At 71.0% G+C, this 14,069-nt stretch carries 13 protein-coding genes; 12 read left to right on the top strand and 1 reads right to left on the bottom strand.

All coding sequences use genetic code 11. The features are described 5' to 3' along the window. Nucleotides 1-63 precede the first annotated feature (63 nt). A complete protein-coding gene (locus ACIQ7Q_RS28550) occupies nucleotides 64-2,271 on the bottom strand; it encodes an elongation factor G-like protein EF-G2 (RefSeq protein ID WP_403868107.1) in 2,208 nt (735 codons plus the stop codon). Between the two features lie 266 nt (nucleotides 2,272-2,537). Between ACIQ7Q_RS28550 and pgsA the strand changes: the two genes are divergently transcribed. From pgsA to secD, 12 genes are all read left to right on the top strand, one after another. Continuing rightward, nucleotides 2,538-3,203: a phosphatidylinositol phosphate synthase gene (pgsA, locus tag ACIQ7Q_RS28545; RefSeq protein ID WP_403868104.1), complete on the top strand. Its 666-nt coding sequence runs from the start codon at nucleotides 2,538-2,540 to the stop codon at nucleotides 3,201-3,203. Beyond that, nucleotides 3,203-4,099 carry a phosphatidylinositol mannoside acyltransferase gene (locus ACIQ7Q_RS28540; RefSeq protein ID WP_403868101.1) on the top strand — a complete coding sequence of 299 codons (897 nt, stop codon included), beginning with the start codon at nucleotides 3,203-3,205 and terminating at the stop codon, nucleotides 4,097-4,099. Before pgsA ends, ACIQ7Q_RS28540 begins: the two co-directional genes overlap by 1 nt. Further along, complete coding sequence (locus ACIQ7Q_RS28535; RefSeq protein WP_403868098.1) at nucleotides 4,096-5,259, top strand: glycosyltransferase family 4 protein; 1,164 nt, start codon at nucleotides 4,096-4,098, stop codon at nucleotides 5,257-5,259. The genes ACIQ7Q_RS28540 and ACIQ7Q_RS28535 overlap by 4 nt, the downstream gene beginning before the upstream one ends. A 601-nt stretch (nucleotides 5,260-5,860) precedes the next feature. After that, on the top strand, nucleotides 5,861-6,355 hold the full coding sequence (locus ACIQ7Q_RS28530; protein ID WP_403868323.1) for a hypothetical protein: 495 nt from the start codon (nucleotides 5,861-5,863) through the stop codon (nucleotides 6,353-6,355). A 96-nt stretch (nucleotides 6,356-6,451) separates the two neighbouring features. After that, nucleotides 6,452-7,360, top strand: coding sequence for a pyridoxal 5'-phosphate synthase lyase subunit PdxS (pdxS, locus tag ACIQ7Q_RS28525; RefSeq protein ID WP_403868095.1), 909 nt, complete (start codon nucleotides 6,452-6,454; stop codon nucleotides 7,358-7,360). Beyond that, nucleotides 7,360-7,977 carry a pyridoxal 5'-phosphate synthase glutaminase subunit PdxT gene (gene pdxT / locus ACIQ7Q_RS28520; protein WP_403868092.1) on the top strand — a complete coding sequence of 206 codons (618 nt, stop codon included), beginning with the start codon at nucleotides 7,360-7,362 and terminating at the stop codon, nucleotides 7,975-7,977. The genes pdxS and pdxT overlap by 1 nt, the downstream gene beginning before the upstream one ends. A gap of 62 nt (nucleotides 7,978-8,039) precedes the next feature. Then, nucleotides 8,040-8,792 carry a YebC/PmpR family DNA-binding transcriptional regulator gene (locus ACIQ7Q_RS28515; protein WP_403868089.1) on the top strand — a complete coding sequence of 251 codons (753 nt, stop codon included), beginning with the start codon at nucleotides 8,040-8,042 and terminating at the stop codon, nucleotides 8,790-8,792. A gap of 129 nt (nucleotides 8,793-8,921) precedes the next feature. After that, entirely contained in the window at nucleotides 8,922-9,467 is a 546-nt protein-coding gene (gene ruvC, locus ACIQ7Q_RS28510; protein WP_403868086.1) for a crossover junction endodeoxyribonuclease RuvC, read from the top strand. Continuing rightward, a complete protein-coding gene (gene ruvA, locus ACIQ7Q_RS28505; RefSeq protein WP_403868083.1) occupies nucleotides 9,464-10,072 on the top strand; it encodes a Holliday junction branch migration protein RuvA in 609 nt (202 codons plus the stop codon). The genes ruvC and ruvA overlap by 4 nt, the downstream gene beginning before the upstream one ends. A gap of 357 nt (nucleotides 10,073-10,429) precedes the next feature. After that, on the top strand, nucleotides 10,430-11,500 hold the full coding sequence (ruvB, locus tag ACIQ7Q_RS28500; RefSeq protein WP_403868080.1) for a Holliday junction branch migration DNA helicase RuvB: 1,071 nt from the start codon (nucleotides 10,430-10,432) through the stop codon (nucleotides 11,498-11,500). A 173-nt stretch (nucleotides 11,501-11,673) separates the two neighbouring features. After that, nucleotides 11,674-12,144, top strand: a complete 471-nt coding sequence (gene yajC, locus ACIQ7Q_RS28495; RefSeq protein ID WP_403868077.1) for a preprotein translocase subunit YajC — start codon at nucleotides 11,674-11,676, stop codon at nucleotides 12,142-12,144. A 158-nt stretch (nucleotides 12,145-12,302) separates the two neighbouring features. After that, nucleotides 12,303-14,069 carry a protein translocase subunit SecD gene (gene secD / locus ACIQ7Q_RS28490; protein ID WP_403868074.1) on the top strand — a complete coding sequence of 589 codons (1,767 nt, stop codon included), beginning with the start codon at nucleotides 12,303-12,305 and terminating at the stop codon, nucleotides 14,067-14,069.

Raw genomic sequence — 14,069 nt, 5'->3', positions numbered from 1 at the left:
GTCGCGTCAGTGGGCATGGGGCTGCCGCCCGCCGTGAGGGTCCCGGGCGGGCGGCAGCGACAACTACGCGTTGGCCGCGGCTTGTTCGCGCATTCTGTCGGCGACCTGCTGGGGCATGGCCTCATGGCGGGCGTAGCAACGGCTGAACCGGCCGGTGCCGTGGGAGAGGGAGCGGAGGTCCACCGCGTACCTGCCGATCTCGATCTCCGGTACTTCCGCTCGGACGAGGGTGCGTGACCCGGCGACCTGTTCGGTGCCGACGACTCTGCCGCGGCGGCCCGACAGGTCGCTCATCACCGCGCCCACGTACTCGTCGGAGACGAGCACCTTCACTTCGGCGACGGGCTCCAGCAGATTGATGTGGGCGTCGGCGGCGGCTTCGCGCAGGGCGAGGGCACCGGCGGTCTGGAAGGCGGCGTCGGAGGAGTCCACGGAGTGGGCCTTGCCGTCCCTGAGGGTGATCCGTACGTCGACGAGGGGGTAGCCGGCCGCCACCCCGCGTGCGGCCTGGGCGCGTACGCCCTTCTCCACGGACGGGATGAACTGGCGCGGCACCGCGCCGCCGACGACCTTGTCGACGAACTCGATGCCGGAGCCGGGCGGCAGCGGCTCCACGTCGATCTCGCAGATCGCGTACTGGCCGTGCCCGCCGGACTGTTTGACGTGACGGCCGCGGCCTGCGGAGGTGCCGGCGAAGGTCTCGCGCAGTGAAACCTTGTACGGGACGACGTCGACCTGCACCCCGTAGCGGCTGCGCAGCCGTTCGAGGGCGACGTCCGCGTGCGCCTCGCCCAGGCACCACAGGACGACCTGGTGGGTGGCCTGATTCTGTTCGAGCCGCATGGTCGGATCCTCGGCCACCAGGCGTGCGAGTCCCTGGGAGAGCCGGTCCTCGTCCGCCTTGCTGTGGGCCTGGATGGCGAGCGGCAGCAGTGGGTCGGGCATGGCCCACGGCTCCATGAGGAGCGGGTTGTCCGTGGCGGACAGCGTGTCCCCGGTCTCGGCGCGGGAGAGCTTCGCGACGCAGGCCAGGTCGCCGGCGATCGCATGGGGGAGGGGGCGCTGCTGTTTGCCGAAGGGGGCGGACAGGGCTCCGACGCGTTCGTCGACGTCGTGGTCCTCGTGGCCGCGGTCGGCGAGTCCGTGCCCGGACACGTGCACGGTGTCGTCGGGGCGCAGGGTTCCGGAGAAGACCCGGACGAGCGAGATCCGGCCGACGTACGGGTCGGAGGCGGTCTTGACGACCTCGGCGACGAGCGGGCCGGCGGGATCGCAGCTGATCTGCGGGCGCGGCTCCCCGTCGGGAGAGGTGACGACGGGCGCCGGCGGTTCGAGCGGTGTGGGGAAGCCGCCGGTGACGAGCTCCAGCAGTTCGACGGTGCCGAGGCCCTGCTTGGAGCCGTTGCCGGCGGGGGCGGCGGCGAGGACGGGGTGGAAGGTGCCGCGGGCGACGGCTTTCTCCAGGTCGCCTACGAGGGTCTTGAGGTCGATCTCCTCGCCGCCGAGGTAGCGGTCCATGAGGGTCTCGTCCTCGCTCTCGGCGATGATCCCTTCGATCAGACGGTTGCGTGCCTCCTCGATGAGGGGCGTCTGGTCCGGGTCCGGTGGGGTTTCCTTCCGTTCGCCGGAGGAGTAGTCGAAGATCTTCTGGCTGAGCAGGCCGACCAGGCCGGTGACCGGCGCATGCCCGTCGGCGTGCTGAGGGCCGTACTGCGGAAGGTAGAGCGGCAGTACGGCGTCGGGGTCGTCGCCGCCGAAGATGCGGGAGCATACGGCGGTGAGTTCGTCGAAGCCGGTCCGGGCGGTCTCCAGGTGGGTCACGACGATCGCGCGGGGCATGCCGACCGCCGCGCACTCCTCCCAGACCGCGCGGGTGGCGCCGGCCACCGCATCGGCCTCCTGCGCGGCGGACACGACGAAGAGGGCCGCGTCCGCGGCTCGCAGACCGGCCCTGAGTTCACCGACGAAGTCGGCGTATCCGGGGGTGTCCAGAACGTTGATCTTGCACCCGCCCCATTCGAGGGGGACGAGCGAGAGCTGTACGGAACGCTGCTGGCGGTGCTCGATCTCGTCGTAGTCGGAGAGCGTCGCGCCGTCCTCGACCCGGCCGGCCCGGTTGACCGCTCCAGCGGTCAGGGCCAGCGCCTCGACCAGGGTCGTCTTGCCGGATCCGCTGTGGCCGACCAGCACCACATTCCGTACGGATGCGGGGTGGTCGGCCGTTACTGCTCTGCCGGCGGCTCCGGGGTGTGCGTGTGCCTTGTCACCCATGATCTTGCCTCCCGATCGATTGCACGGCGAGGAGGGGAATCCGCGGGCGCGGGGAGCGGTGAGGCGTTTCCTCATGGGGCGTCCGGGGCAGCTCCGGCTGTGCCCGCGGTGGTCTTTCGAGCTTTCCACTCCCGTCACTGTGCGTCCATACGTCGGACGCCGCCTCCCCGGACGGGTGCCCGGCGCTGCCGCGCGGCGGTCGTGGCTACGATGGGCCAGCCGGTGGCCGTAGGGGCCACGCGGCCCACCGGACCCTCGGGAAGGCCATGCTGAACAAGTACGCGCGTGCATTTTTCACGCGTGTCCTCACACCGTTCGCCGCGTTTTTGCTCCGCCGCGGGGTCAGCCCGGACGCGGTCACCCTCGTCGGCACGGCCGGAGTGATGGCGGGAGCGCTGGTCTTCTTCCCCCGTGGAGAGTTCTTCTGGGGCACGATCGTCATCACGTTGTTCGTCTTCTCCGACCTCGTCGACGGGAACATGGCACGTCAGGCGGGCATTTCCAGCCGATGGGGCGCGTTCCTCGACTCGACGCTCGACCGGGTCGCCGACGGGGCGATCTTCGGAGGGTTCGCCCTCTGGTACGCGGGCGGGGGCGACGACAACGTGCTGTGCGCGGTTGCGATCTTCTGTCTCGCGAGCGGCCAGGTCGTCTCCTACACCAAGGCGCGCGGTGAATCGATCGGCCTGCCGGTGGCCGTCAACGGGCTCATCGAGCGTGCGGAGCGGCTCGTGATCTCGCTGCTGGCCGCGGGGCTCGCCGGACTGCACGCATTCGGCGTGCCCGGCATCGACATCCTGCTGCCCGTCGCACTGTGGATCGTGGCCGTCGGCAGCCTGGTGACACTGGGGCAGCGGGTGGTGACAGTGCGGCGCGAGTCGGCAGAGGCGGACGCCGCCGCGGCGCATGAGGGCGGGGCGGGGACAGCGTGATGCGGGACAGACTGACCGACGCGCTCTACGGACTGGGCTGGAGCGCCGTCAAGAAGCTGCCGGAGCCGGCCGCGGCCCGGCTCGGCCGCACCATCGCCGACATCGCCTGGAAGCGGCGCGGCAAGGGTGTGCTGCGACTGGAGTCCAACCTCGCCCGGGTGGTGCCCGACGCGGGTCCCGAGCGGCTCGCGGCACTGTCCAAGGCCGGGATGCGCTCGTACATGCGCTACTGGATGGAGTCGTTCCGGCTGCCCGCCTACAGCCCGGAGCGTGTCAAGCGCAGCGTCGAGATCCAGGACGTGCACCGCCTGACCGAGGGCCTCGCCTCCGGCCGGGGCGTGATCCTGGCGCTGCCTCACCTCGCCAACTGGGACCTCGCGGGAGTGTGGGTGACCAGGGCCCTGGGCGTGCCGTTCACGACGGTCGCCGAGCGCCTGCGGCCCGAGTCGCTGTACGACCGGTTCGTCGCCTACCGCGAGAGCCTCGGCATGGAGGTGCTGCCGCACTCGGGCGGTGCCGCCTTCGGCACCCTCGCGCGCCGGCTGCGCTCCGGCGGCCTGGTGTGCCTGGTCGCCGACCGTGACCTGTCGGCGTCCGGCGTCGAGGTCAAGTACTTCGGGGAGACGGCGCGCATGCCGGCAGGCCCGGCGCTGCTCGCGCAGCAGACCGGGGCGCTGCTGCTGCCCGCGACCCTGTGGTACGGCGACGAATCGATCATGCTCGGGCGCATCCACGCGCCCGTCGAGGTCCCCGAGACAGGCACCCGCGCCGAGAAGACGTCCTCCATGACACAGGCGCTGGCCGATGCCTACGCCACCGGTATCGCCGAACACCCGGAGGACTGGCACATGTTGCAGCGGTTGTGGCTCGCCGATCTCGAGGAGCGCAGGACGTGAAGATCGGCATCGTCTGCCCGTACTCCTGGGATGTGCCGGGGGGCGTTCAGTTCCACATCAGGGATCTCGCCGACCATCTGATCCGGCTCGGACACGATGTCTCCGTGCTGGCCCCGGCCGACGACGAGACGCCGCTGCCGCCGTACGTCGTCTCCGCGGGCCGGGCCGTGCCCGTCCCGTACAACGGCTCCGTGGCGCGCCTGAACTTCGGCTTCCTCTCCGCGGCCCGGGTGCGGCGGTGGCTGCACGACGGCACCTTCGACGTGATCCACATCCACGAGCCCGCGTCGCCGTCGCTGGGGCTGCTGTCCTGCTGGGCGGCGCAGGGACCGATCGTGGCCACCTTCCACACGTCGAACCCCCGCTCACGGGCCATGATCGCCGCGTACCCGATCCTGCAGCCTGCCCTGGAGAAGATCAGCGCCCGCATCGCGGTCAGCGAGTACGCGCGGCGCACCCTCGTCGAGCACCTGGGCGGCGACGCCGTTGTCATCCCCAACGGCGTCGACGTCACCTTCTTCGAGAAGGCGGACGCGAAGAAGGAATGGCAGGGCAACACGATCGGCTTCATCGGCCGGATCGACGAGCCCCGCAAGGGGCTTCCGGTGCTGATGAAAGCGCTCCCCGCGATCCTCGAACAGTGCCCGGACACCCGGCTGCTGGTCGCCGGACGCGGCGACGAGGAGGAGGCCGTGGCCTCCCTGCCGGTCGACATGCGCAAGCGCGTCGAGTTCCTCGGCATGGTCAGCGACGAGGACAAGGCGCGGCTGCTGCGCAGCGTGGACGTGTACGTGGCGCCGAACACCGGCGGTGAGAGCTTCGGCATCATCCTCGTCGAGGCGATGTCGGCGGGCGCGCCGGTGCTCGCCTCCGACCTGGACGCGTTCGCCCAGGTCCTCGACCAAGGGGCGGCGGGCGAGCTGTTCGCCAACGAGGACGCGGCCGCGCTGGCGGCCGCGGCGATCCGGCTGCTGCGGGACCCCGAACGCCGGGCCGAGCTGCGGGCGCGGGGCAGCGCGCATGTGCGGCGGTTCGACTGGTCGACGGTGGGGGCGGACATTCTGGCCGTTTACGAGACCGTGACGGACGGGGCGGCGTCGGTCGCGACTGACGAGCGCCAGGGGTTCCGGGCGCGGTTCGGCCCGGCGCGCTCAAGCTGACGCCTGCGGGGCTTGCCCCCGGCGGGGCCCGTACGGCCTGGCGGGCACGGGGCCGGCGTCCTGCTCGTGCGGTTGGGCGGTCGTGGTGTCCGCGCGCCTGCACGTGCGGTTTGGTGGCGTGGTGTCCGCGCGTCTGCTCGTGCGGTTCGGGGCGTGGTGTCCGCACCCCTGGCCGTACGGCCTGGCGGCCGTGGTGTCCGCACGCCGCCCCTGTGGCCTGGCCGACCGTTGTGCTCCCACTCGCGCTCGGCAGCAGCGTCGAGGCTCCGGCCGTGCCGGGTACCGGACCGGGCAGCACCCGGACCCCGCACCGCCCTTCGCGCGGTGTCCGTCCTTCGTCTCCACTTGTCGCGGGCGCCCGTGGGGGTGTCACCCACGCCGCCAGGCGTAGGAGGTGGACGCCGACGGGCCGGAATTCGCTCCGTGAAACCCCGGTTTCGGCTCGGTGCGGGTTGGGCCCCACGGCCGCCAGGCCGGACGGGCCGGGGGTGGGGGAGCTGCCCCGCCCAGTGGCCCGCCACGGACCGGTGGGCCCGCACCGGTAGCCTTGCCGCCCGTGAGCACCCTGATCTGGATCGTCGTCGCCCTCGTCGCCATCGGCATGTACCTCAGCTGGACCGCCGGGCGGCTCGACCGGCTGCACGCCCGGATCGACGCGGCCCGTGCCGCCCTCGACGCGCAGCTGCTGCGGCGGGCCTCGGTCGCGCAGGAGCTCGCCACCTCCGGCGTACTCGATCCCGCAGCGTCGATCGTGCTGTACGAGGCCGCCCATGACGCCCGCCAGGCGGAGGAGGAGCACCGCGAGGTCGCGGAGAGCGAGTTGAGTGCGGCGCTGCGGGCGGTCTTCGGGGAGAGCGAGCAGGTCGAGGCGGTGCGGCACGTTCCGGGCGGTGAGGACGCTGCGGAAGAGCTCGCGCAGGCCGTGCGCCGCGTGCCCATGGCGCGGCGGTTCCACAACGACGCCGTACGCGCCGCGCGGGCGCTGCGGCGGCACCGGAAGGTCCGCTGGTTCCGGCTCGCCGGCCACGCTCCCTTCCCGCTGGCCTTCGAGATGGACGACGAGCCTCCGGCCGCGCTTGCGGACAGGCCCGGCTAAAACGATCCACCGGGTGTCCATTGGCCCTTGCAGTGGACTGGTCGGCGGAGGTTCCATCGGTGACGCACCACAACGTCGTCATCAAGTGAGGTTCCCGTGTCCAGCACTCCCACCCCGCAGACCCCCGAGACCGGCACCGCACGCGTGAAGCGCGGTATGGCCGAGCAGCTCAAGGGCGGCGTGATCATGGACGTGGTCGACGCCGAGCAGGCGAAGATCGCCGAGGACGCGGGCGCCGTCGCCGTCATGGCCCTGGAGCGCGTGCCCGCCGACATCCGCAAGGACGGCGGTGTGGCGCGGATGTCCGACCCGAACATGATCGAGGAGATCATCGAAGCGGTCTCCATCCCGGTCATGGCCAAGTCCCGCATCGGCCACTTCGTCGAGGCCCAGGTGCTGCAGAGCCTCGGCGTGGACTACATCGACGAGTCCGAGGTGCTGACCCCGGCAGACGAGGTCAACCACAGCGACAAGTGGGCGTTCACCACCCCGTTCGTGTGCGGCGCCACCAATCTGGGTGAGGCCCTGCGCCGGATCGCCGAGGGCGCGGCCATGATCCGCTCCAAGGGTGAGGCCGGCACGGGCAACGTCGTCGAGGCCGTCCGCCACCTGCGTCAGATCAAGAACGAGATCGCCAAGCTGCGCGGCTTCGACAACAACGAGCTGTACGCCGCCGCCAAGGAGCTCCGCGCCCCGTACGAGCTCGTCAAGGAGGTCTCCGAGCTCGGCAAGCTGCCGGTCGTGCTGTTCTCCGCCGGTGGTGTGGCCACCCCCGCGGACGCCGCGCTGATGCGCCAGCTCGGTGCCGAGGGCGTCTTCGTCGGCTCCGGCATCTTCAAGTCGGGCGACCCGGCCAAGCGTGCCGCGGCCATCGTGCGGGCCACGACCTTCTTCGACGACCCGAAGATCATCGCGGACGCTTCCCGCAACCTGGGCGAGGCCATGGTCGGCATCAACTGCGACACGCTGCCCGAGGCCGAGCGCTACGCCAACCGAGGCTGGTAATGACCACGAATCCCCTGCCTTCGGCGGAGGCTTCGCCCGTGATCGGTGTCCTGGCGCTCCAGGGCGACGTCCGGGAGCACCTGATCGCCCTGGCCGCGGCCGATGCCGTGGCCAGGCCGGTCAGGCGCCCCGAGGAGCTGGCAGAGGTCGACGCCCTGGTGATCCCGGGCGGCGAGTCCACCACCATCTCCAAGCTGGCGGTCCTGTTCGGCATGATGGAGCCGCTGCGCGAGCGGCTGCGCGCGGGCATGCCCGTGTACGGCACCTGTGCCGGGCTGATCATGCTCGCCGACAAGATCCTCGACCCGCGGTCGGGCCAGGAGACGTTCGGCGGCATCGACATGATCGTCCGTCGTAACGCCTTCGGCCGGCAGAACGAGTCCTTCGAGGCGGCCGTCGAGCTGAAGGGCGTCGAGGGGAGTCCCGTGGAGGGCGTCTTCATTCGCGCGCCCTGGGTCGAGTCGGTCGGCGCGGAGGTCGAGGTGCTCGCGGAGCACGGCGGCCACATCGTGGCGGTGCGGCAGAGCAACGTCCTCGCGACCTCCTTCCACCCCGAACTGACCGGCGACCACCGGGTCCACGGCCTTTTCGTGGACATGGTGCGCGCCGCGGCCTGACGGGATCCCGGTAGGATCTCTGGGGTTCGTTCAGTAAAGGGTTACGCGAAGGAGACAGGCAGATGTCCGGCCACTCTAAATGGGCTACGACGAAGCACAAGAAGGCCGTGATCGACGCCAAGCGCGGCAAGCTCTTCGCGAAGCTGATCAAGAACATCGAGGTTGCGGCCCGCACCGGCGGTGCGGACGTGGAAGGCAACCCGACCCTCTTCGACGCCATCCAGAAGGCCAAGAAGAGCTCGGTGCCGAACAAGAACATCGACTCCGCGGTCAAGCGCGGTGGCGGTCTCGAGGCCGGCGGCGTCGACTACGAGACCATCATGTACGAGGGTTACGGGCCGAACGGTGTCGCGGTGCTCATCGAGTGCCTGACCGACAACCGCAACCGTGCCGCCTCCGACGTGCGCGTCGCCATGACCCGCAACGGCGGGTCCATGGCCGACCCGGGCTCGGTGTCGTACCTCTTCAACCGCAAGGGTGTCGTCATCGTCCCCAAGGGCGAGCTCACCGAGGACGACGTCCTCGGAGCCGTCCTCGACGCCGGCGCGGAGGAGGTCAACGACCTCGGTGACTCCTTCGAGGTGCTCAGTGAGGCCACCGACCTGGTCGCGGTCCGCACCGCCCTGCAGGACGGCGGCATCGACTACGACTCCGCCGAGGCCAACTTCGTCCCGACCATGCAGGTCGAGCTGGACGAGGAGGGCGCGCGCAAGATTTTCAAGCTCATCGACGCGCTCGAGGACAGCGACGACGTGCAGAACGTCTTCGCCAACTTCGACGTCTCGGACGACGTCATGGAGAAGGTCGACGCCTGACGCCCACTCATATCGGCGTACGCGACGGGCCGACGGGGAGACGCTCCCTGTCGGCCCGTCCGCGCGTCGCGCGCGATGTCAGTGGCAGCCGATAGCCTGCACAAACAGTTGAGCGAAGGATGTGGTGGCGTGCGCGTGCTGGGGGTGGACCCGGGGCTGACCCGATGCGGCGTGGGCGTCGTCGAGGGCGTGGCCGGCCGCCCGCTGACCATGCTCGGCGTGGGGGTCGTGCGCACCCCGGCCGACGCCGAGCTGGGCAGCCGGCTGGTCGCCATCGAGCAGGGGATCGAGCAGTGGCTCGACGAGCACCGGCCCCAATTCGTCGCCGTGGAGCGGGTCTTCAGCCAGCACAACGTCCGCACGGTGATGGGCACCGCCCAGGCCAGCGCCGTCGCCATGCTCTGCGCGTCCCGGCGCGGCATCCCCGTCGCCCTGCACACCCCGAGCGAGGTCAAGGCCGCCGTCACCGGCAGCGGCCGGGCCGACAAGGCACAAGTGGGGGCGATGGTGACGCGGCTGCTGCGGCTCGACGCCCCGCCCAAGCCGGCCGACGCCGCCGACGCGCTCGCCCTCGCCATCTGCCACATCTGGCGGGCCCCCGCCCAGAACCGCCTCCAGCAAGCCGTCGCCGCGCACCGCTCGTCGACGTACGCATCGAAAGGCCGCACCGCATGATCGCCTTCGTGAGCGGCCCCGTCGCCGCGCTCGCCCCCACCACGGCCGTGATCGAGGTCGGCGGCATCGGCATGGCAGTCCAGTGCACCCCGAACACCCTGTCGGAGCTGCGCATCGGCCAGGCCGCGAAGCTCGCCACCTCGCTGGTCGTGCGGGAGGACTCGCTCACCCTGTACGGCTTCGCGGACGACGACGAACGCCAGGTGTTCGAACTGCTGCAGACCGCGAGCGGGGTGGGGCCGCGGCTCGCCCAGGCCATGCTCGCGGTGCACAGCCCCGACGCCCTGCGGATCGCCGTCGCCACCGGCGACGAGAAGGCGCTGACCGCAGTGCCCGGCATCGGCAAGAAGGGCGCCCAGAAGCTGCTGCTGGAGCTGAAGGACCGACTCGGGGAGCCGCTCGGCACGAGCCCCGCCGTCGGTGCTCCTGTCAGCCAGTCATGGCGCGACCACCTCCACGCCGCGCTGATCGGCCTCGGTTACGCGACACGCGAGGCGGACGAGGCGGTGACGGCGGTGGCGCCGCAGGCGGAAACGATGGGCGCGTCGCCGGAGGTGGGCCCGCTGCTGCGCGCGGCGCTGCAGACGCTGAACCGGGCGCGCTGAGGTGTCCCTGCGGGGAGGTCTTGCGCCCGGGCCGTCGCGCTCGGGCCTTCCCGCGCCTCCGTCACCTGCGGCGCCGCGCCCCGAGCCCCGGGTCTCCCTCGCCGGCGGGGTGTCGTCCCTGGCCCCGGCGCCTCCACCGCCGGCCGGGCCGCGTATGCATCCGGCGGGGGCCCCTCCCGCGATGCCGGGTCCTGGGGGAGATTGAGGGCACCGCACGAAGCCCGGGCCCGCCCGGGTAGCAGGAGGGGGTGCCTCCCACGGCCGTCAGGCCGTTGCGGGAGGGTGGCGGCCGGGCCGCAGTGGCCCCGTCCCGCCCCGCCCGCTGACAACCGTACGAACCGAGAAGGCAGACACCACGTGAACTGGGACGACGAGACCACCGCCGAGGCGGAACCGCGGCTGGTCGGCGGTGCCGCCGACGGCGAGGACCAGGCCGTCGAAGCGGCTCTGCGCCCCAAGACGCTCGCCGAGTTCGTCGGCCAGGAGCGCGTCCGCGAGCAGCTGGACCTCGTGCTCAAGGCGGCACTCGCCCGTGGCGCCACCGCCGACCACGTCCTGCTCTCCGGCGCTCCCGGCCTCGGCAAGACCACCCTGTCCATGATCATCGCGTCGGAGATGAACGCGCCGATCCGCATCACCTCGGGCCCCGCCATCCAGCACGCCGGTGACCTGGCCGCGATCCTCTCCTCCCTCCATGAGGGCGAGGTCCTCTTCCTGGACGAGATCCACCGCATGTCCCGGCCGGCCGAGGAGATGTTGTACATGGCGATGGAGGACTTCCGGGTCGACGTGATCGTCGGCAAGGGCCCGGGCGCCACCGCCATCCCGCTGGAGCTGCCCCCGTTCACCCTCGTCGGTGCCACCACCCGGGCCGGACTGCTGCCGCCGCCGCTGCGTGACCGCTTCGGTTTCACCGCGCACATGGAGTTCTACGAGCCCACCGAGCTCGAGCGCGTCATCCACCGCTCCGCCCAGCTGCTCGACCTCGACATCGACACCGACGGCGCCGCCGAGATCGCGGGCCGGTCGCGCGGTACGCCCCGTATCGCCAACCGCCTGCTGCGCCGTGTCCGGGACTACGCCCAGGTGAAGGCCGACGGCCTGATCAACCGGGAGGTCGCCGCCGCCGCACTGCAGGTGTACGAGGTGGACACCCGCGGTCTCGACCGTCTTGACCGCGCCGTGCTCCAAGCGCTGCTGAAGCTGTTCGGCGGCGGACCGGTCGGCCTGTCGACCCTCGCGGTCGCGGTGGGGGAGGAGCGCGAGACCGTCGAGGAGGTCGCCGAGCCGTTCCTCGTACGGGAGGGGCTGCTGGCGCGCACACCCCGTGGCCGGGTCGCCACCCCTGCGGCCTGGGCCCACCTCGGGCTGACCCCGCCGCAGCAGGCGCAGGGTGCAAGCGGACAACAGGGCCTGTTCGGGACGTGACGGGGGCGGCACGGCGAGGGTACTCGCCGGACCAGGAACCACAGTGGGATGCTGGGCGTTGTTCCATCGATGCGGACTCGCTTAGACTCCGCCGATGCCGCCCGTACAGGTCGGCGTGCCCACCCCCGTAGATCAGGCCGCTCGCTCACGCGGTCATGCGAAGGAATTCCCCCGTGGATATCTTGACCCTCCTCCCCTTCATCGTGCTCATCGGGGCCATGTTCCTGATGACCCGCTCCGCCAAGAAGAAGCAGCAGGCTGCCGCCAACATGCGCGACCAGATGCAGCCCGGCACCGGCGTGCGGACCATCGGGGGCCTTTACGCCACCGTCAAGGAGGTCACAGACGACACGGTCCTCCTCGAGGCGGCGCCCGGCGTCCACCTGGTGTTCGCGAAGAACGCCATCGGCGCCGTGCTCTCCGACGAGGAGTACAACCGCATCGTCCACGGCGACGACGAGCTCAAGTCCGACGCTCCGGCCGTCCCGGACGACGCTTCCTCGCTGACCGACGACGCCGCCGGCACGGACGCCGACGAGGCTGTGGCCTCCGCGGACGACGCCAAGCTCGACCTCACCAAGAAGGTCGACAAGGCCGACGAGCCCAAGGACGGCAAGGCCGACGGCGAGGCCGACGCGAAGTAGCCACGATCGGGGACCGCTGACGGCGCCCAACCGGCGTCGGGCGGTCCCCCGGGCGTGCCGACTGATCGCTGATCGCGGGGGCAGGTCCCCACAACACTTCGTGGCCGCCCTGGGCGCATACCCGGCGCCGGGGCGGTTGGACAGGGAGAAACGAGAAGGTGGCAGCACCGAACAGGGGCCGAAGGCCCGCGGGGGCTCAGGGCAAGCCGGGGCGTGCCCTGGCTCTGATCCTGATCGCCATGGTCGCGCTCACGGGCGGGATGTTCTGGGCAGGTCAGTTCACGCCGCGTCTGGGCATCGACCTGGCGGGCGGTACGACCATCACGCTCCAGGCCAAGAGCCAGCCCGGTCAGGAGAACGCGGTCAACGAGACCAACATGAACACCGCGGTCGGCATCATCGAGCGCCGTGTCAACGGTCTGGGCGTGTCCGAGGCCGAGGTTCAGACCCAGGGCAAGAATCACATCATTGTGAACATCCCCAAGGGGACGAACTCGGAGCAGGCCCGCCAGCAGGTCGGCACCACTGCCCAGCTCTTCTTCCGGCCGGTACTGACCGTCGCAGCCGGTGGTCCCACCGCTCCGGAGCCTTCGCCGAGCGCGTCCAGCAGCGGTAAGCCGAAGGACGACAAGGCCAAGGAGACGGCCACCCCGCCGTCCGGCACTCCCTCACCCAGTGCGACCACCCAGGGCCGCGCGGTCACCGAAGACCTCAAGGCGCCTGCGGTGAGCCCGAGCCCCTCCGGCTCCGAGGAGCCGAAGGCCTCCGAGAGCCCCAAGCCCGGCGACAGCCCGGAGCCGAAGCCGTCCGCCGACCCCGCCACCGCGGCGCTGGAGAAGCAGTTCACGTCGCTGGACTGCACCGACGACAAGGCCCGCGGCAAGCTCGGCGACAACGTCAAGCCGTCCGAGCCGACCGTCGCCTGTGGCAAGAACAGCGCCGGCCAGTGGGAGAAGTACGTCCTCGGCCCGGCCGAGGTCGACGGCAAGGACGTCGAAGACGCCAAGGGCCAGCTCGACCAGACGCGTGGCATGTGGATCGTCACGATGGACTTCACCGACGCCGGTGCCAAGAAGTTCCAGAAGATCACCAGCCGCCTGTCGCAGCAGCAGCCCCCGATGAACCAGTTCGCCATCGTCCTCGACGGTGAAGTGGTCTCGGCCCCGCAGGTGAACCAGACGCTGAGCGCCAGCGCCGAGATCACCGGCAGCTTCGACCAGGACTCCGCTCAGAACCTGGGCAACATCCTGTCCTACGGCGCGCTGCCGCTGTCCTTCGAGGAGGACAGCGTCACCACCGTCACCGCCGCCCTCGGCGGCGAGCAGCTGAAGGCCGGCCTCATCGCCGGTGCGATCGGCCTCGCCCTCGTGATCATCTACCTGGTGGCGTACTACCGCGGCCTGTCGCTGATCGCTCTGCTGAGCCTCGGCGTCTCCGCGATCCTCACCTACACGCTCATGACGCTGCTCGGCCCGGCCATCGGTTTCGCGCTGAACCTGCCGGCCGTCTGCGGCGCGATCGTCGCCATCGGTATCACCGCCGACTCGTTCATCGTGTACTTCGAACGTGTACGGGACGAGATTCGCGAAGGCCGCACGCTGCGGCCCGCCGTCGAGCGTGCCTGGCCGCGCGCCCGGCGCACCGTCCTGGTCTCCGACTTCGTCTCGTTCCTCGCCGCCGCGGTGCTGTTCGTCGTCACCGTCGGCAAGGTCCAGGGCTTCGCCTTCACACTGGGCCTGACCACACTGCTCGACGTGGTCGTGGTGTTCTTCTTCACCAAGCCCCTGATGACGCTCATGGCCCGTCGGAAGTTCTTCGCCAGCGGCCACCCGTGGTCCGGTCTCGATCCGAAGCGGCTCGGCGTCAAGCCGCCGCTGCGCCGTTCGCGCCGCGCCACTGCCCCGACCGACCCGAAGGAGGCGTGA

Origin of the sequence: Streptomyces sp. NPDC096176 (assembly GCF_044763255.1) — a bacterium.
In the GTDB taxonomy this organism is placed as follows: domain Bacteria; phylum Actinomycetota; class Actinomycetes; order Streptomycetales; family Streptomycetaceae; genus Streptomyces.
This window is presented reverse-complemented; position numbering and strand designations above follow the sequence as displayed.

Excerpts from the sequence above, each read along its gene's own strand:
- ACIQ7Q_RS28550 (WP_403868107.1), bottom strand. The coding sequence starts at position 2,271 with ATGGGTGACAAGGCACACGCACACCCCGGAGCCGCCGGCAGAGCAGTA.
- pgsA (WP_403868104.1), top strand. The coding sequence starts at position 2,538 with ATGCTGAACAAGTACGCGCGTGCATTTTTCACGCGTGTCCTCACACCG.
- ACIQ7Q_RS28540 (WP_403868101.1), top strand. The coding sequence starts at position 3,203 with ATGCGGGACAGACTGACCGACGCGCTCTACGGACTGGGCTGGAGCGCC.
- ACIQ7Q_RS28530 (WP_403868323.1), top strand. The coding sequence starts at position 5,861 with ATGTACCTCAGCTGGACCGCCGGGCGGCTCGACCGGCTGCACGCCCGG.
- pdxT (WP_403868092.1), top strand. The coding sequence starts at position 7,360 with ATGACCACGAATCCCCTGCCTTCGGCGGAGGCTTCGCCCGTGATCGGT.
- ACIQ7Q_RS28515 (WP_403868089.1), top strand. The coding sequence starts at position 8,040 with ATGTCCGGCCACTCTAAATGGGCTACGACGAAGCACAAGAAGGCCGTG.
- ruvA (WP_403868083.1), top strand. The coding sequence starts at position 9,464 with ATGATCGCCTTCGTGAGCGGCCCCGTCGCCGCGCTCGCCCCCACCACG.